This is a genomic window from Methylobacterium trifolii (genome assembly GCF_022179685.1).
GTDB classification, from domain to species: Bacteria; Pseudomonadota; Alphaproteobacteria; order Rhizobiales; family Beijerinckiaceae; genus Methylobacterium; species Methylobacterium trifolii.
Window position 1 is genome coordinate 32,000 of sequence record NZ_BPRB01000018.1, and the last position, 17,771, is coordinate 49,770.

At 70.4% G+C, this 17,771-nt stretch carries 15 protein-coding genes; 9 read left to right on the forward strand and 6 right to left on the reverse strand.

Features of this window, described 5'->3' with window-relative positions:
• Nucleotides 1-210: 210 nt before the first annotated feature.
• A complete protein-coding gene (gene glgA / locus COGEMETH_RS01500; protein WP_238180851.1) occupies nucleotides 211-1,815 on the reverse strand; it encodes a glycogen synthase GlgA in 1,605 nt (534 codons plus the stop codon).
• 169 nt (nucleotides 1,816-1,984) lie between these two features.
• Nucleotides 1,985-3,571, reverse strand: a complete 1,587-nt coding sequence (locus tag COGEMETH_RS01505; protein ID WP_238180852.1) for an alpha-amylase family glycosyl hydrolase — start codon at nucleotides 3,569-3,571, stop codon at nucleotides 1,985-1,987.
• Between the two features lie 339 nt (nucleotides 3,572-3,910).
• Between COGEMETH_RS01505 and COGEMETH_RS01510 the strand changes: the two genes are divergently transcribed.
• Nucleotides 3,911-6,451 (forward strand): glycogen/starch/alpha-glucan phosphorylase, encoded by a 2,541-nt coding sequence (locus COGEMETH_RS01510; protein ID WP_373875297.1) that lies wholly within the window; start codon nucleotides 3,911-3,913, stop codon nucleotides 6,449-6,451.
• A 76-nt stretch (nucleotides 6,452-6,527) separates the two neighbouring features.
• Here COGEMETH_RS01510 and COGEMETH_RS01515 read toward each other — a convergent pair whose 3' ends face one another.
• Nucleotides 6,528-6,755, reverse strand: a complete 228-nt coding sequence (locus COGEMETH_RS01515; protein WP_238180853.1) for a hypothetical protein — start codon at nucleotides 6,753-6,755, stop codon at nucleotides 6,528-6,530.
• Nucleotides 6,756-6,932: 177 nt separating this feature from the next.
• Between COGEMETH_RS01515 and COGEMETH_RS01520 the strand changes: the two genes are divergently transcribed.
• The 3 genes from COGEMETH_RS01520 to eda all read left to right on the forward strand — a co-directional run bounded on the left by COGEMETH_RS01520 (nucleotide 6,933) and on the right by eda (nucleotide 10,656).
• Nucleotides 6,933-8,042 carry an asparaginase gene (locus COGEMETH_RS01520; protein WP_238180854.1) on the forward strand — a complete coding sequence of 370 codons (1,110 nt, stop codon included), beginning with the start codon at nucleotides 6,933-6,935 and terminating at the stop codon, nucleotides 8,040-8,042.
• A gap of 149 nt (nucleotides 8,043-8,191) precedes the next feature.
• Nucleotides 8,192-10,015: a phosphogluconate dehydratase gene (gene edd, locus COGEMETH_RS01525; protein WP_238180855.1), complete on the forward strand. Its 1,824-nt coding sequence runs from the start codon at nucleotides 8,192-8,194 to the stop codon at nucleotides 10,013-10,015.
• A 23-nt stretch (nucleotides 10,016-10,038) separates the two neighbouring features.
• Nucleotides 10,039-10,656, forward strand: coding sequence for a bifunctional 4-hydroxy-2-oxoglutarate aldolase/2-dehydro-3-deoxy-phosphogluconate aldolase (eda, locus tag COGEMETH_RS01530; RefSeq protein ID WP_238180856.1), 618 nt, complete (start codon nucleotides 10,039-10,041; stop codon nucleotides 10,654-10,656).
• Nucleotides 10,657-10,721: 65 nt separating this feature from the next.
• On the opposite strand, the gene COGEMETH_RS01535 is transcribed toward eda, so the two are convergent.
• The 3 genes from COGEMETH_RS01535 to COGEMETH_RS01545 form a co-directional block, all read right to left on the reverse strand.
• A complete protein-coding gene (locus COGEMETH_RS01535) occupies nucleotides 10,722-11,030 on the reverse strand; it encodes a hypothetical protein (protein WP_238180857.1) in 309 nt (102 codons plus the stop codon).
• 145 nt (nucleotides 11,031-11,175) lie between these two features.
• The gene (locus COGEMETH_RS01540) at nucleotides 11,176-13,287 is read right to left on the reverse strand and encodes an ABC transporter ATP-binding protein/permease (protein ID WP_238180858.1); all 2,112 of its coding nucleotides are present in this window, start codon (nucleotides 13,285-13,287) and stop codon (nucleotides 11,176-11,178) included.
• A 152-nt stretch (nucleotides 13,288-13,439) separates the two neighbouring features.
• Entirely contained in the window at nucleotides 13,440-13,769 is a 330-nt protein-coding gene (locus COGEMETH_RS01545) for a hypothetical protein (protein WP_238180859.1), read from the reverse strand.
• Between the two features lie 253 nt (nucleotides 13,770-14,022).
• Here COGEMETH_RS01545 and COGEMETH_RS01550 point away from each other — a divergent pair, with 253 nt between their 5' ends.
• From COGEMETH_RS01550 to COGEMETH_RS01570, 5 genes are all read left to right on the forward strand, one after another.
• Nucleotides 14,023-14,655, forward strand: coding sequence for a 2OG-Fe(II) oxygenase (locus tag COGEMETH_RS01550; RefSeq protein WP_238180860.1), 633 nt, complete (start codon nucleotides 14,023-14,025; stop codon nucleotides 14,653-14,655).
• 34 nt (nucleotides 14,656-14,689) lie between these two features.
• Complete coding sequence (locus COGEMETH_RS01555; protein ID WP_238180861.1) at nucleotides 14,690-15,388, forward strand: peptidase inhibitor family I36 protein; 699 nt, start codon at nucleotides 14,690-14,692, stop codon at nucleotides 15,386-15,388.
• A gap of 108 nt (nucleotides 15,389-15,496) precedes the next feature.
• Nucleotides 15,497-16,306, forward strand: coding sequence for a hypothetical protein (locus COGEMETH_RS01560; RefSeq protein WP_238180862.1), 810 nt, complete (start codon nucleotides 15,497-15,499; stop codon nucleotides 16,304-16,306).
• A complete protein-coding gene (locus tag COGEMETH_RS01565; RefSeq protein WP_238180863.1) occupies nucleotides 16,303-17,199 on the forward strand; it encodes a ParA family protein in 897 nt (298 codons plus the stop codon). Before COGEMETH_RS01560 ends, COGEMETH_RS01565 begins: the two co-directional genes overlap by 4 nt.
• A complete protein-coding gene (locus COGEMETH_RS01570) occupies nucleotides 17,189-17,671 on the forward strand; it encodes a hypothetical protein (RefSeq protein ID WP_238180864.1) in 483 nt (160 codons plus the stop codon). Before COGEMETH_RS01565 ends, COGEMETH_RS01570 begins: the two co-directional genes overlap by 11 nt.
• Nucleotides 17,672-17,771 lie beyond the last annotated feature (100 nt).

Sequence of the window (17,771 nt, forward strand, 5' to 3'; positions counted from 1 at the left end):
ACCTGGGTCCCTCACCCCAACCCTCTCCCGCACGGGAGAGGGGGCCGCCCAGCGCTTCGAACGACCTCTCCGGTTACCCTGTGCAGATGTGTGAATCCGGTAACCCGCAGAGGGCGAGGGACTCGCACCGAACGATCTTCGTTCGATGCAGCGTCATGGTGCCCTTCGGATCGTTTTTGCCGACGGCGGCGCCAGAGTAAAAAAGGCCGGTCAGGCCATCCGAAGGCGCGACGGGCCGCCGTTGCCGAAGGCACGGGCGTAGAGGCTGCCGTAATTGGCCGCTGCCTCGTCCCAGCCGAAGGTGCGCGACATGGCGCGCCGGCGCATGGCGTTGAGGCGCTTCTTCTGGCCGAAGGCGTCGAGAGCCCGGCGCACGGCGCCCCCGAACCCCTTGGCCGAGGCGTCCGCGCAGGTGAAGCCGGTCACGCCGTCCTCGACCGTGTCGGCGAGCCCCCCGGTGCGGTGGACGATCGGCAGGGAGCCGAAGCGCTGGGCGTACATCTGCGCAAGGCCGCAGGGCTCGAAGCGCGAGGGCATCAGCAGGAAGTCGCTGCCGGCGAACATCCGGCGCGCATCCGTCTCCTCGAACCCGACATGGACGCCCACCGAATCCGGATGGCGCCGGGCGAGGCCCCGCAGCGCATTCTCGAAGCGGCTCTCGCCCTGGCCGATGGCGACGAGCTGTCCCCCCTCGGCCAGGATCGCCTCCGCCGCCTGGAGGCTGAGGTCGATGCCCTTCTGGTGCACGAGGCGCGAGACGATGGCGAAGAGCGGCCCGCGGGAGACGGACAGCCCGAACTGGCGGCGCACCGCCTCGGCGTTGGCGCGCTTGCCCTTCCAGTCGTCCGCCTCGAAGCGGGTGGCCAGGTGCGGGTCGGTGCGCGGGTCCCAGCTCTCGTCGATGCCGTTGAGGATGCCCGCGAGCCGCCCCTGCGCCGCGCGGGTACGCAGCAGCCCGTCGAGGCCGCAGCCCATCTCGGGCGTCAGGATCTCCTGGGCGTAGGTCTGGCTGACGGTCGTCACCTGCGAGGCGTAGTAGATGCCGGCCTTGAGGAAGGAGAGCTGGCCGTAGAACTCGACCCCGTTCATCTGGAAGGCCGTGTCCGGCACCCCGAGGCGGGCGAGGTTGTCGCGCGGGAACAGGCCCTGGTAGGCGAGGTTGTGGATCGTCAGCACGCTCGGCACGCGGGCGGCGCGCCAGGCGAGGTAGGCCGGCGCGAGCGCCGCCTGCCAGTCGTTCAGGTGGAGCAGGTCGGCGCTCCAGGCGGGGTCGGCCCCCTGCGCCAGTTCGGCCGCGGCGAGGCTGAGGCGGGCGAAGCGCAGGTCGTTGTCGGCGAAATCCCCGTTCGCGTCGCCGTAGGGCGTCCCGTCGCGCTCGTAGAGTTCGGCGCTGAGCAGGACGTAGACGCGCAACCCGTCCGCGGTCTCGGCCAGCCCCAGGTCGCAGGGCGGCACGTGGGCGAAGCCTTCGAGGCGGCCCACCACCGTGATGTCGGTGAGCGCGGCCAGCACCTGGCGGTAGCCGGGGATCAGCACCCGCACGTCGTAGTGGCGCCGAAGCGCGCGGGGCAGCGCACCGGCGACCTCGCCGAGACCGCCGGTCTTGACGAAGTCCGACATCTCGGGGGTCGCGTAGAGGATGCGCGGCTGGAGGGTGGTCCTGGCCTCGGCCGGGTTCGCCCTGGCCTTCGAGCGGCGCTCGGCCCCGGCCTCGCGGTGGTCGCACAGGACGGCATCGTCCGGACCGGGCGTCTCGCGGCGGGCAACCGGTCCGAGATGGCCGGCCTCGTCCGTCACGATCGTCGCCATGCTCATTGATGCCCCCGTGCGCCGCGGTTCGCGTTGCGACGCACAAATTAAGCCATCGCTATCGTTAAGCCCAGGTAATTTACGACGGCGCCGCAACAGATTTTCGATGCACCGCAACGCGTCAACGTCACGCACGCGAACCGTCACGCACGCAAATCGTCATGCACGCAAATCGTCACGCACGCAGGAGGATCAGCCCTTCCGCGGGCGCGAGGTCGACCGCGCCCGAGACCCGCGCGCCGCTGCGCCCGGCATGGCTCGACATCAGGATCGTCCAGGCGGAGGCGTCCGTCAGGGGGATCGTGTGGCCGGCATCGCCGAAGTTGAGGACGATGCGGAGCACCGTCCCGTCCTCGAACCGCTCGTAGGCGAAGATTTCAGGCAGGCCGAGGGGCACCGTGCGGTAGCCGCCGACAGCCAGAGCCGCGTGCTCCCGGCGCAGGCCGAGGAGGCGGCGGTGCAGGGTCAGCATCGAGGTCGCGGTGTCGCGCATCGCGTCGACGTTGCGGGTCGTGGCGTCCTCGGACAGCGGCAGCCAGGGCTCGGCGGTGGAGAAGCCCGCCTGCGGCCCCGCATCCCACTGCATCGGCGTGCGTTCCGGGTCGCGGCCGTGGCCGGGCTCGTTGCGCTCCCACGGGTCGCGCACCCGCTCGGGCGGAATGGGGACGTGGCCGAGGCCGAGTTCGTCGCCGTAATACAGGGTCGGCGTGCCCCGCAGGGTCAGGAGCAGCATCGCCGCGATCCGCGCCTGGAGCTCGCCGACACGGGCCGCGATCCGCGGCTGGTCGTGGTTGCCGAGCACCCAGTTCGGCCAGCCGCCCTCCGGCAGGCCGGCCTCGTAGTTCTCCACGAGTTCGCAGACCGCGTCCGCTCGCCAGGGCGTCTGGATGAGCTGGAAGTTGAACGGCATGTCGGCGCCCGTCAGGTCCGGGCCGTAATAGGCCATCAGCCGCTCCATCGGCAGGTAGATCTCGCCGATCAGCACCCGCTCGCCGTAGTCGCGCAGCACCGCGCGCATCCCGGCGATCACGTCGAGCACCTCGGGCCGGTCGGCGGAATAGACCTGGGCGAAGCGGTTGATCTCCGGCAGGTCGGCCGAGAAGTCCGGGTTCTCCGGGTTGTCGCGGAATCCTTCGTCCTTCATCAGGTGCCAGATCACGTCGACGCGGAAGCCGTCCACGCCCCGGTCGAGCCAGAACCGCAGGGCGTCGTGCATCGCCGCCCGCACGGCCGGGTTGCGCCAGTTGAGGTCGGGCTGCTCGGCCAGGAAGGCGTGGTAGTAGTATTGGCCGGTGGCCGGATCGAGGGTCCAGGCCGGGCCGCCGAAGTTGCTCAGCCAATTGTTGGGGGGGCCGCCGCCCGGGGCGGGATCGCGCCAGATGTACCAGTCCCGCCGCGGGCTCGCGCGCGAGGCCCGGCTGTCGGTAAACCAGGGATGCCGGATCGAGGAATGGTTCGGCACGAAGTCGAGGATGACCTTGAGCCGGCGCCGGTGGGCCTCGGCCACCAGTTCGTCGAAGTCGTCGAGCGTCCCGAAGAGCGGGTCGATGCCGCAATAATCGGCCACGTCGTAGCCGAAATCGGCCATGGGCGAGGGATAGACCGGCGAGATCCAGACCGCGTCGACCCCGAGCCAGGCGAGGTAGTCGAGCCGCTGGGTGATGCCGCGCAGGTCGCCGACGCCGTCGCCGTTCGTGTCCTGGAAGGATCGCGGATAGACCTGATAGACGGTGCCGCGCTTCCACCAGACCGTCTCAGGCATGCGTCGCTCCCGGGCGAATCGGTGCGACAGGGTTAGCCTGTGACCGCACGCGAGGCGACCCGTGAAACGGCGTGGTTCGACCTGCCCGGCATTCAGCTTTGCTTCAACCGGAGGTGCCAAAGTACCGGTCGGGTTGCGGCAGGAGGCTGTTGTGTCCACAATGACACGGATACGAGGCAGATCGATCGCAAGGGCCGCCGCAGGCCTTGACGCCTCGACAAGGCCGGAATGCGGCCGCAGGATCGTGGTCCCCGGAAGCGGGACCGATCACCGCCGCCAGACGCGTGTGACGCTCCAGAATCGCAGCTTCGCGCCGGTGGAACGAATGGGGGAATGCACGTGCTGAACGAAGCTCCGACCCTGCCCGTCACCGTGGACGACAAGGTCCACGAGATGCCCGCCGCACACGCCGCGACCGTCGCCGCCGCCAAGGCGCCCTGGACGAAGCCCGCGCTCCCCACGTCCGGCGACCCGGTGGTGGACATGCGCGAGGCGATCCGCGCCAAGCTCGCCTACGTCGTCGGCAAGACCCCCGCCACCGCTCGCGAGCGCGACTGGTTCGCCGCCACCGCCCTGGCCCTGCGCGACCGGATCGTCGACGCCTGCATGGCCTCGGACCAGAGCGTGCCGAACAAGCGCGTCTACTATCTCTCCCTCGAATTCCTGATCGGGCGCCTGCTCTCGGACGCCATGAACAACCTCGGCCTCGTGGAGACGACGCGGGCGGCGCTGGCCGACCTCGGCATCGACCTCGGCACGGTCGAGGGCGCCGAGCCCGACGCGGCGCTGGGCAACGGCGGCCTCGGGCGGCTGGCCGCCTGCTTCATGGAGAGCATGGCCAGCATCGGCCTGCCTGCGGTGGGCTACGGCATCCGCTACGACCACGGCCTGTTCCGGCAATCCTTCGAGGACGGCTGGCAGCGGGAAGCGCCGGAGACCTGGCTCGCGGAAGGAAATCCCTGGGAGTTCGTCCGGCCCGAGGCGACCTACGCGATCGGCTTCGGCGGCCACGTCACCATGGCGATGGTCTCCGAGGGCGTGATCCGCCGGAGCTGGCACCCGGCCGAGACGATCCGCGCGGTCGCCCACGACGTGCCGGTGGTCGGCTGGCGCGGGCGCAACGTCAACACCCTGCGCCTGTGGAAGGCGGAGGCCGACGCACCCGTGGACCTCGCCCGGTTCAACGGCGGCGACCATGTCGGCGCGGTGGCGAGCCGCGTGCGGGCCGAGGCGATCTCGCGGGTGCTCTACCCGAGCGATTCCTCCACCGACGGCCAGGAACTGCGCCTGCGCCAGGAATACTTCTTCACCTCGGCCTCGCTGCAGGACCTCGTGCGGCGGCACGTGACCGAGCGCGGGGACGTGCGCTCGCTCCACCACCACGCCGCGATCCAGCTCAACGACACCCACCCGGCCATCGCCGTGCCGGAGCTGATGCGCATCCTGCTGGAGGACCACGGCCTCCTCTGGGAGGACGCCTGGCACGTCACGACCAACACCCTCAACTACACCAACCACACCCTCCTGCCCGAGGCGCTGGAGACCTGGCCGGTGGAGCTGATGGAGCGGCTGCTGCCGCGCCACATGCAGATCATCTACCTGATCAACTGGATGCACCTGGAAGAGCAGGGCCGGCACGGGCGGCACGATGCGGCCCATCTCGCCTCCGTCTCCCTGATCGACGAATCGCACGGGCGCCGGGTGCGCATGGGCCATCTCGCCTTCCACGGCTCGCGCCGGGTGAACGGCGTCTCGGCGCTCCACACCGACCTGATGCGCTCCACCGTGTTCCGGGACCTGCACGCGCTCGATCCCGACAAGATCGTCAACAAGACCAACGGCATCACCTTCCGCCGCTGGCTGCACAACGCCAACCCCGCCCTGACCCGCCTCGCGGTGGAGGCGGTGGGCGAGGGCGTGCTCGACGATCCGGGCAAGCTCCGCGGCCTCGACGCCTTCGCGGAAGACCCCGCCTTCGTGGCGCGCTACGCCGGGATGCGGCGCGGGCGCAAGGAGGCGCTGGCCGCCATCATCACCGAGCGCACCGGCATCGCTGTCGATCCGGCGGCCCTGTTCGACGTGCAGATCAAGCGCATCCACGAATACAAGCGCCAGCTCCTCAACATCGTCGAGACGGTGGCCCTGTATCAGGCGATCAAGGCCGAACCGCACAAGGACTGGACGCCGCGGGTCAAGATCTTCGGCGGCAAGGCCGCGCCGAGCTACACCCAGGCCAAGCTCATCATCAAGCTCGCCGCCGACGTGGCGCGTGCCGTCAACGACGATCCCGAGGTGGCCGACCGGCTCAAGGTCGTGTTCCTGCCCAACTACTCGGTGAGCCTGGCCGAAGCGATCATCCCGGCGGCCGACCTCTCCGAGCAGATCTCCACCGCCGGCATGGAGGCGTCGGGCACCGGCAACATGAAGCTCGCGCTCAACGGCGCCCTGACGGTAGGCACCCTCGACGGCGCCAACATCGAGATCCGCGACCATGTGGGAGCGGAGAACATCTTCATCTTCGGCCTCGACGCCGCCGGCGTGCAGGCGCGCATCGCGGAGCCGAACTATCCGCGCGACGCCATCCTCGCCTCGCCGCGGCTGGCCGCCGCCCTCGACATGATCGCCTCCGGCCGGTTCTCGCCGGAGGAGCCGAACCGCTTCCGGCCGCTGACCGACGACCTGCGCCACCGCGACCAGTACCTCCTCACCGTGGATTTCGAGGATTACTGGCGGGCCCAGCGCGAGATCGACGTGGCCTGGCGCAATCCGGCCGGCTGGTGGGCCAAGGCGATCCGCAACACCGCCCGCATGGCGTGGTTCTCCTCGGACCGCGCGATGCGGGAATACGCGGACGAGATCTGGCGCGTGCGCCTCACCTGAGGACCGGCCGGGCGGCGCGGGACGTCGCGGCGCCCCTGTCCCGCCCGCCTATCGAGGCATGACGCGGACCCGGTCGTCAGGCCACCGCCGGGATCGCCGCGTCCGTAGCTGGCCCGACCGGGGCCGGCTGAGGGTCCGCCTCACCCGGCGCCTTGCGGGAGACGTAGTAGAGGTCGATCGCGCGCCAGAACGCGGTCTGCTCCTCGACCGTGCGCCGCGACAGGGACCTCTCGAGCAGGGTCATGGCCGCCCGCGCGGGCAGGTTGCGCTCGAGTTCGTCGAGAAGACTCGCGAGGGGGAGCATCGGCGACGCCTTCCGATCGAGGACGCGAACATCCGACAACGCTCAAGCTCGGCGATCGATCCACGCGGCCTCCGCCGTGAGCGAGGCCCGGTCCTGTCACGCGGGTCCGCGGCCCGCTCCTTGCCTCGTCCTGCGCCGGGCCTACCATCGCGAACGCCACAGAATCGAGGATTGCCGATGCTTCCAGTCTCAACCGGCCCGCGCGTCGCCCTCGCGGCGCTCGCCCTCGCGGTGCTGCCCCTCGTCGCGCCGGCGGCCGCTCGCGAGATGCCGGACGCCGCCGTCGAGGCCGCGATCCGCAAGCCGAACGTGGTGATCCTGGCCACCGGCGGCACCATCGCGGGCGCCGGGGCGGATGCGGCCAACAGCGCGACCTACAAGGCGGCCAAGGTCGGCGTCGAGCAGCTGATCGCCGCCGTGCCGGCGATGTCCACCATCGCCAACGTGCGCGGCGAGCAGGTCTTCCAGATCGCCTCCGAGAGCTTCACCGACGTTCAGCTTGTCCAGCTCGGCAAGCGGGTCTCGGCGCTCCTGAAGCAGGACGACGTGGACGGCGTGGTCATCACCCACGGCACCGATACCCTGGAGGAGACGGCCTTGTTCCTCGACCTCGTGGTCAGGAGCGACAAGCCCATCGTCGTGGTCGGCTCCATGCGCCCCTCCACCGCGATCTCGGCGGACGGCGCCCTGAACCTCCTCGACGCGGTCACGGTGGCCGCCAGCAAGGAGTCGGTCGGCAAGGGGGTGATGGTCACCCTGAACGACCAGATCCAGGCCGGGCGCGACGTGACCAAGCGCACGAACATCGTGCCCAGCGCCTTCTTCAGCCAATGGGGCCCGATGGGCATGGTGGTGGAGGGCAAGACCTACTTCTTCCGTGCCTCGACCAAGCGCCACAACGCCGGCTCCGAGTTCGACATCGACACGATCGACAGCCTGCCGCTGGTCGCCATCGTCTACGGCTCGGGCACCATGTACGCGGGCGCCTACAAGGCGGCGGTCGATGCCGGCGCCAAGGCGATCGTCAACGCGGGCACCGGCAACGGCTCGGTGCCGGGCTACCTCGTGGACACCCTCAAGGACATCCGCGCCAAGGGCACGCTGATCATCCGCTCGTCCCATGTCGGCGACGGGTTCGTGCTGCGGAACGCCGAACAGCCGGACGACACGTACGACTGGGTGGTGGCCCACGACTTCAACCCGCAGAAGGCCAAGATCCTGGCCGCCGTGGCCCTGACCAAGACCAGCGACACCAAGGAGCTGCAGCGCATCTTCTGGGAATACTGAGGGCGCACGCGCGCCCCGGCCGCTTCGCGAGGGTGGCCGGGGCGTCCAGGACCGTCTCTGTAAACGTTCACAGTTTGCGTTGCGAAGTCTAGAAGGGCTCGAAATCACGGGCGGGCGCGGATGCGCCGGTTTGAGCGGAGGGAACGAGCATGGCCGAGATCCATCCCGAGGTCGCCGCCGTCACGGCCCGCGTCGTGGCGCGCTCGCGGGACTCGCGCAGGGCCTATCTCGACCTGATCGAGCGGGAGCGCGAGTCCGGCGTGCACCGTCCGACTCTGGCCTGCGGCAACCTCGCCCACGGCTTCGCCGCCTCCGGCGAGGACAAGGCCGCGATCCGCTCGGGGCGGACGATGAACATCGGCATCGTCACCGCCTACAACGACATGCTCTCGGCCCATCAGCCCTATGCGCGCTATCCCGACCAGATCCGGGTTTTTGCCCGCGAGCGGGGCGCAACCGCGCAGGTGGCCGGTGGTACGCCGGCCATGTGCGACGGGGTCACGCAAGGGCAGCAGGGCATGGAGCTGTCCCTGTTCTCCCGCGACACCATCGCGCTCTCGGCCGCCGTGGGCCTGAGCCACGGCATGTTCGACGGGGCGGCGCTCCTCGGCATCTGCGACAAGATCGTGCCGGGCCTGCTCATCGGCGCGCTGCGCTTCGGCCACCTGCCGACGATCCTGATCCCGGCCGGCCCCATGCCCTCGGGGCTCGCCAACAAGGAGAAGCAGCGCATCCGCCAGCTCTATGCCGAGGGCAAGGTCGGCCGCGAGGAACTGCTCGAATCGGAATCCGCCTCGTATCACGGGGCCGGGACCTGCACCTTCTACGGCACGGCCAACTCCAACCAGATGATGATGGACGTGATGGGCCTGCACATGCCCGGCGCCTCCTTCATCAACCCCGGCACCAAGCTGCGGCAGGCCGTGACGCGGGCGGCGATCCACCGGCTGACCGAGATCGGGGCGTCCGGCAACGACTACCGGCCCCTCGGCCGCTGCATCGACGAGAAGGCCATAATCAACGCCCTCGTCGGGCTGCTCGCGACGGGCGGCTCCACCAACCACGCCATCCACCTGCCGGCCATCGCGCGCGCGGCCGGCATCGTCCTCGACTGGGAGGATTTCGACCAGCTCTCGGCCGTCGTCCCCCTCGTCGCCCGCGTCTACCCGAACGGGGCGGGCGACGTGAACCACTTCCACGCGGCCGGCGGCATGAGCTTCGTCATCGCCGCCCTGATCGATGGCGGGCTGCTGCACGACGACATCCTGACCGTCTCGGGCGCCTGCCTGCGCGACCACGCCCGCGACCCGAAGCTCTCGGGCGAGGACCTCGTCTTCGAGGACGCGGTGCCCGAGAGCCTGGACGACACCATGATCCGCAGGCCGGACCGGCCGTTCCAGCCGGATGGCGGCATGCGGCTGGTGAAGGGCAACCTCGGACGCGCCACCTTCAAGACCAGCGCCGTCGAGGAGAGCCGCCGCACGATCGAGGCGCCGGCCCGGGTCTTCTCCCACCAGGACGACGTGCTCAAGGCGTTCCAGGCCGGGGAACTCGAGAAGGACGTGATCGTGGTGGTGCGCTTCCAGGGGCCGCGCGCCAACGGCATGCCGGAATTGCACAAGCTCACCCCCCCGCTCGGCGTCCTCCAGGATCGCGGCCACCGGGTCGCCCTGGTGACGGACGGCCGCATGTCGGGGGCTTCCGGCAAGGTGCCGGCGGCGATCCACCTGACCCCGGAGGCGCTCGGCGGCGGCCTGATCGGCAAGATCCGCGACGGGGACGTCGTCCGCCTCAGCGCGGCGGAGGGCCTGCTCGAAGTCATGGTGGACGACGCGGAACTCGCGGCCCGCGAGGAGGCCGTGCCGCCGCTGCCGGCCTCGGGCACGGGGCGCGAACTGTTCGCCTTCATGCGCCACGGGGCCGACGGGGCCGAGAAGGGCGCCTCCGCCATGCTCGCCGCCGCGGGCCTATGAGCCGAGACAACAGGGATACCGCCATGACCAGCATCGACGCGCTGATGCGCTCCGTCGCCGTGATCCCGGTCCTCGTGATCGAGGATGCGGCCCATGCCGAGCCCATCGCCCGCGCCCTCGTGGAGGGCGGGCTCACCGCCCTGGAAGTCACCCTGCGCACGCCGGCGGCCCTCGACGTGATCCGCGAAATGTCGCGGGTGGAGGGCGCCGTGGTCGGGGCCGGCACGGTGCTGAACCCCCGCGACCTCGACGCGGCGCTGGGCGCCGGCGCGAAGTTCATCGTCAGCCCCGGCCTCACCGCGCCACTGACCGAGGCCGCGCAGGCCAACGGCGTGCCCTACCTGCCGGGGGTGGCGAACGCCGCCGACATCATGCGCGGCCTCGACCATGGGCTGGACCGCTTCAAGTTCTTCCCGGCCGAGGCCGCCGGCGGCCTCAAGGCCATCAAGGCGCTCGCCGCCCCCTTCGGCCAGGTCCGCCTCTGCCCGACCGGCGGCATCACCGAGGCCACCGCGCCGGACTGGCTGGCGCAGGATTGCGTCCTCTGCGTCGGCGGAAGCTGGGTTGTGAAGCCGGGAACGCCGGACGTGGCCGCCATCCGCAAGGCCGCCGAGGCGGCCTCCCTGCTCCGGAAACACTGAGCCCGAACGAAAAAGGCCCGCCGCGGCGTGAGCCGGGCGGGCCTTGAACGAAACTAAGCGCTAGATCAGCAGTCGTTGCCGCCCTTGGCTTCCTGGGTCGCGGTGGGCTTGCCTTCCGACTGGCGCTGCACGTCGCCGGGCGAGGTCGCCGTCGAGGCGGCGGAGCCCGCGTTGTTCATGGCGCCGACCGTGCCGGGGGACTCGGCCTTGGCGCCTGGGCTGGTGTTGCCCGTGGCCTTCGGATCGACGGTCGAACTCTTGTTCGTGTTCTTGTCGTTGCCGACGGTTGTGCCGGTCGAGCAGGGCGCGGCGAACGCGGCCGACGACATCAGCAGAACGGCGGCGGCACCGGCGAGGGTGGTGATCTTGGTCATACGTTCCTCCGGATTTTTGTGTCTCCGAAAGAACGGGCCCTGTCCAAATCGGTTCCTTAATATTTCCGATCGGCAAGCTTGACCGGAAAATCATCCCGACTGTACGAAATTATACGTTCGCGCGCCGGATCCGACCCCGAACCACTCACCCGGCGGGCATGGCGACCTGCAGCACCCGGGGCGTGAAGCGTCCGTCGCCGGGCTGCATCTCCACCCGCTGGTCGTGCAGGGCGTTGAGGGTGGAACGGTGGCCGATCGAGACGATGGTGGTGCCGGGCAGGCGCTCGCGCAGCATCCGGTAGATCGCCGCCTCGCTCGGCTCGTCGAGGGCCGCGGTCGACTCGTCCAGGAACAGCCAGGCGGGCTTGGCGAGCACGGCGCGGGCCAGCGCGAGGCGCTGCTGCTCGCCCCCCGACAGGCGCCGGTCCCAGGCATCGACCGTGTCGAGCTGGTCGGCGAGCTGCGGAAGCCGTACGGCGACCAGCGCGTCGCGGATCGCCTCGTCCGAGAACTGGTCCACCGTGTTCGGGTAGACCACGGCCCCGCGCAGCGTGCCCAGGGGAATGTAGGGCCGCTGCGGCAGCAGCAGCGCCGACTGGCCGGCGGGCACGTCGATGCGGCCCTTGCCGAAGGGCCAGATCCCGGCGATCGCGCGGAACAGGGTGGACTTGCCCGAGCCGGACGGCCCCGTGACCAGGGTGGCCGTGCCCTTGGCGAAGGCGAGGCGGTCGGCGACGACGATCTCGCGCCCGTCCGGCAGGGCGATCACCAGGTCGCGGGCCGTCACGTCGGCGCCGGTCTCGTTGCCCTGCGCCAGGCCGTAGCCGACGCTGGTGAGGGCCTCGGCCTTGGTCATCGCCCGCTTGAAGGAGCCCAGACGGATGGTGTTGGCCTTGTAGGCGGCCAGCGTGATGTAGGCGTTGATGAAGAAGGACAGGGAGGACTGGACGTTGCCGAAGGCGTCCGAGGTCTGCTGCAGGGCGCCGAGCGTGATCTTCTTGGCGAAGAACGAGGGGGCGGCGATGATGAGCGGGAAGATCGTGCTCGCCTGCCGGTAGCTGAAGGTGAAGGCGATCAGCTTGATGCGCCGGAAGATGATGCCGACGTAGTTGTCGATGATGGCGTGGAACAGCGTGTGCAGCCGGGACGCCTCCGCCCGCTCGCCGCGCAGCAGCGCGATCTGCTCCGAGTAGATGCGGTTGCGGGCCAGCGAGAAGCGGAAGTCCGCCTCCACCTGCTCCTGCCGGAAGTCGAGCCCGATCAAGGGCTTGCCGATGATGTGGGTCAGCCAGGTGCCGACCACCGCGTAGGCGATCACCAGCCAGACCAGGAAGCCGGGGATGACCTGGTCCGTGAAGGGCAGCACGAAGTCGCGCGAGAGCGCCCACAGGATCACGATGAAGGAGACGAGCTGCGCGGCCTGGGACAGCAGCCGGATCGAGAGGCTCGCGGTCTGCTGGATGAAGGCGTTGACGTCGGACTGGATGCGCTGGTCCGGGTTGTCGGCCGGCTCGTCCGTGAAGGGGATGCGGTAATGCGTGCCCTTGCCCAGCCAGCGCTCGTAGAGGCTGTGGGTCAGCCAGGTCCGCCAGCGGATGTGGAGGGAGGAATCCACGAACAGGTCGATCATGCCGATGGCGATGTTGAGGCAGGCCAGCGGGATGAAGATCCACAGCACCTGATACCAGAACGCGTCCGCGTTGTACTCCTGGAGGGTGTTGTACATGTCGCGGTAGAAGAAGTTGAACCGCAGGGTCAGGGCCACGTCGGCGAAGTTCACGAAGATCGAGAGCGCCACGAGCCGCTGGCCGATCTTGCCCTCGGTGTTGCCGAACCAGCGGAACAGGCCGATCTCCTTGGTCGGCGCGTCGCGGTTGGCGAAGTAGGGGTCGGCGATCAGGGTGATCTCGCGGATCGGCCGCAGGTAGGAGATGCCGAGCACGATGCCGGCGAAGACCACGGCGCCGGTGGCGGCGAAGGCCGGGGGCAGGAGGGCCGCGACCACCGCGGGCAGGGCGCCCATCGCGGCGAGCGTCTTGGAGCCGGCCAGCAGCAGGTAGCCGACCCCGTAGACCGAGACGAAGACCTTCAGGTAGGCGGAGATGTTGGCCGACGCCAGCAGGATGCCGGCCATGGCGAAGCCCGCCAGCGAGACGTAGAGGGGCGGGGAGGGGATGCCCGGCACCGCGATCAGGACGAGGGCGGCGAGCGCCGTCAGCACGGCCTGGACCCCGAGCCCGTTCCTGATTGCCGCCACGCGCTTCTCCCGACGCCTGAAATCCCGGCGGACCCGCCTACGAGGCCGCCGTGAGCGGCAGTGACGACGGGTCGTGGCGAGATCGTGGCGCGGGGGCGCCCGTGCCCCGTGAAACGTCCGTCATGCGGGGCAGGGCGGCCGCGGTGCGGGGATCAGTCCCAGTTCCAGTCGTCGAAACCCGGCTCCCGGCAGCGGTAGCCGATCGGGCATTGCGGGTTGTCGCGGGTGGGCACGAAGCGCAACTCGGCGATCTCGGACATCTCGCAGAAGCTGCGGTCGCGCACGAAGCGCTCCGGCTGCCCGGCGGCGGCGCCGAGCACGACCGCGCCCTCGCGCTTCACCAGGTCCATCGTCTCGGCGCAGGTCATGCGCTGCACGGTGGAGCGGCCCTGCGCGGGCGCGCGCGACTGGGGCGAGGCGGGTCCTGCGGCGAGCAGGCCGGCGAGGGACCCGACGAGGAGAGGGAAGGCGATGGATCTCATCGCAGGGGGCCGGACGCCTTCCGTGAGCACGCAGGAGTTGTCTACCGGGCCAAGCATGGCAGTTTCCGCGCCGGCCGGGAAGGGCCGGACTGTGCCTTCCGTGCCCCATCCGGGACCATTCGCCGTGCCGCCGCCGCAATCGGGCGATTTAGGGATTCTCACGCCCTCGCGAACGGTTAAGAATTCGTTGTTCTCGGACAGGAATCGGCCGTCCCCGATGCGAAAGCCCGACGTGCCTCCAGGGATCCGACCGATGTCCGCCACCTCGATCCTCGATATCGCCGCCGTGCGCGCCGCCCCGGTCACGCGGGAGCCCTACGCCTTCACCCTCGGCCACGACGTGCTGAAGCCCGAGACGATCGACGCGATCCGCCGCGACTTCCCCGACATCGCCAAGCCCGGCTACCTGACCGTGGACGAGGTCGCCCTGAAGGGCCGCTTCAAGGAGTTGATCGAGGAGCTGGAGAGCGACGCGTTCTCGAAGATCCTGGGCGACAAGTTCGGGATCGACCTCGTCTCCTGCCCGCGCCTGACCACGATCATGAAGCGCAGCCAGCCGAAATACGGCTCGATCCACACGGACGGCCCCTCCAAGGTTCTGACGCTCCTGGTCTACATGAACGACGCCTGGGACGCCCCGGCGGCCGGGCGGCTGCGCGTGCTCTACGACGGCAAGAACTATTCGCCCTTCGCCGTCGAGGTGCCGCCGACCATGGGCACGATGTTCGCCTTCCTGCGCGCCGACAATTCCTGGCACGGCCACGAGCCGTTCGAGGGCGAGCGCCGGGTGGTGCAGGTGGCCTGGCTCAAGGACGCGTCGGAGCTGGAGCGCAAGAAGAAGCGCAACCGCACGGCCCAGTTCCTGAAGGGGATCTTCGGGCGCTGACGGCGCCGGGCCGGGTCGGGAGGAGCGAGAGGGCATGATGGCGGCGGGGCTGGACCCGGGCCTGGCGGAGTTCGGCGGCGAGGTCCCGGGGGGGACGCGCCGGTGGTTCGCGGTCGTCCTCGCCCTGGCCGCCGGCTGGGGCGCGCTGTTTGCCTACAGCGCGATCTTCCTGGCCGAGGACCTGCCGTTCCGCCCGGCCCCGACGCAGTCCGAGGCCACGGCCTTCGACTTCCCCGCCTGGCCCGCCCAGCCGCCGGCCGCGCTGGGCCCGGTCGCCCGCAGCGTCGAGGCCGCACCGGCCGCGCGGACGCCTGTCGAGCCAAGGCCTGCTCCCGAGGCCAAGCCGGTCGTCGAGCCCAAGATCGTCGCGGACAAGATCGTCGCGGACACGAAGGCCGCCGCGGCGCGGCCGGCCGACGACGCGGCCCCGCCGCCGCGGGCGGAGTATGTCGGCCTCTGGGGGCCGAACCCGGCCGCGTGCGGTGCCCGCTCGCGCCGCCGCGGCTACATCCCGGCCATGATCTCCCAGGAGCGTGCCCAGGCCGGCCGCACGATCTGCAACTTCCACGACGGCCACCGCAGCGGCAACACCTGGGTCATGGCCGCCGAGTGCAGCGACCGCGGCCGCCGCTGGTCCTCCCAGGTCCGCCTCATGGTCGAGGGCGACCGCCTGACGTGGTCGAGCGCCAAGGGCTCCGCCTCCTACGTCCGCTGCAATCGCCGCGCCGGCTGAGCCCCATCGCTCCGCGATGCGGGATGCCGCTTGCCGGGGCACGCGCCGACTTTAGGTACCGTGCGGCGCTCCAGGGCGCTCACGCACGACCCGGTGCCGCAAACGTCCATGCCGACACCCGACCAGGGCAGCCTCGACGCCCGCATCCTCGCGCTGCTGCCGACGGACGGGACGCCGGTCCTCAACCGGGTGATGCGCGCGATGCTGGCCCGCGCCTGCGAGCGGCCGGTCTCGTCGGAGGCCTACTTCTCCGCCCGCGACCGCCTGCTCGCGGACCGGTCGATCGGCCGGTTGCGCGGGCAGGGCGGGCAGGTCTTCCTGGCCACCGAGGCGGAGGCCCTCCCGGCCCCGCCCGCCGACCGGTCCGCGGATGAGCCCGACGCCTGGCCCGAGGCCAAGTTGATGGGGCCGCTCCGGGCCTACCTGGAAGGCCCGTTCCGCGCCGGCCTCGACCTTTCGGACGCCCTCTGCCTCGTGCAGGACACCTCCACCATCGGCAGGGGCCAGTGGTCGCGGCCGGACTTCGTCCTGGTTACGGCGATGCGCTTCCGCCTGCTTCCCGGCGCGCAGGTGGACGTGCATTCCTTCGAGTTGAAGACCGAGGCGGGCGGCACGGTGCAGGCGGTGCACGAGGCCCTGGCCCAGACCCGGTTCACCCATTTCGGCCATCTGGTCTGGCACCTGCCCACCGGCTCGAAGGCCGAGACGCGGCTGGCCGAGATCGAAGCCCATTGCGACGCCCACGGGATCGGCCTGATCCGCCTGCGCGACCCGAAGCGGGCGGAGAGCGGCGAGATCCTGGTCGATCCCAAGCGCCGGGCGACGCTGCCCGCCGTGATCGACGGCTTCCTCGAATCGAGGCTGTCGGCGAAGCATCGGGCCGCCCTCGAAGCGGCGGTGAGGGGGGCACAGGCGTGACGGGCAAGCTGATCGCGGTCGCCAACATGAAGGGCGGCGTCGGCAAGACTACGACGGTGGTGATGCTGGCCGAGGCCCTGGCCGCGGGCGGGGCGCAGGTGCTCGTGGTCGACCTCGACCCGCAGGCCAGCGTCTCGGTGTGCCTGGCTGGCGACGCGCTGCTGGCCGAGATGATCGCGAAGGGGCGCACCCTCGAAGCCTACCTCGCCCTCAAGCTGATCCGGAAGGAGAAGCCGGTGCTCGCCGCCCGGGTGCACCGCCAAGTCAGCCTGACCACGCACCGGAACGAGCCGCTGGCGCTCTCCCTGCTGCCGTCCGGCCCGTACCTGCGCATGGTGGAGCGCGAGATCATCTACGAGCTCACGGCGCAGAAATATTCGATGCACGCCATCGAGGGGCGGCTGTGGAAGGTGTTCCAGGACGACTTCGTGCCGCTCGCGGAGGAGTTCGACTACATCCTCTTCGACTGCGCGCCGGGCATCTCGCCGATGACCGAGGTGGTGGTGCGCGGCGCCGACCTCGTGCTGGTCACCTCGATCCCCGACTTCCTCTCGACCTACGGCCTCAACGCCTTCGTCGAGACGATCTGGCGGCGCAGCGCCCGGCAGGGCAGCCGGGTCGGTCCCAAGAGCCCGCCCTACGTCCTGGTCACGCGCTTCCAGCAGCAGGTCCGCCAGCACCAGCAGACCCTGGAGCGCCTGCACGCGGAAGCGGACTCCGAGGATGCGGGGTTCCGGCTCCTGGAGACGCGGGTGCCGCAGGCCGCGGCCCTGGCGGATGCGCTGGTGCCCACCGAGGTGCCGCCGACCTTCTCGGCCAAGTACGGTGTCCATGTCTCGAACGTGCTGATTCCGCTCGTCGAGGAACTGAAGGGGATTCTCCATGGCTCTTGACGTCGACGGGTACGCCGTCCTGAAGGCGGTCGCGGCCGCGCCGGACGCGTTTCCCGACATCCGCGCCGACGTGGCCAAGGCCGGCCGCGCCCTGGTGGTCAAGCAGCTCAAGGCCAAGGCCCTGCCGCTGCCGGCCCTGCGCCGCATCCGCGACATCCTGGGCGCGGAGAGCTTCGCGCTGATCGTGGACGGGCTGACCGACGCCGAAGCCAAGGGGCTGGTGACGCGCCTCGACAAGCACCATCCCGACCTCAAGGCGGCCTCGGCCGCCTGGCATCGCCGCCGCATCGGCGCCCTGGCGGACAGGGAGGAGCCGGCCGGGAAGGCCAAGGCCGCCAAGAACGCGAAAGCGCCGGCTGCCGAGAAGGCGCCGAAGGCCGAGCGGGCGCTGGGCAGCCGCCCCTTCTCCGCGACCTGGGACGGCAAGGACCACGATGCGCCCCCGCCGAAGGGCCGGAAGAAGAAGGGGTGAGACCCGTGTCTGCTCGCTGAAGGTGGAGACGGCATACCGCCTCACTGAAGGAATCTCGGTCGGCGCGCGTCCCTGCCCCCACTGCGGGGGAGGGTGGGCC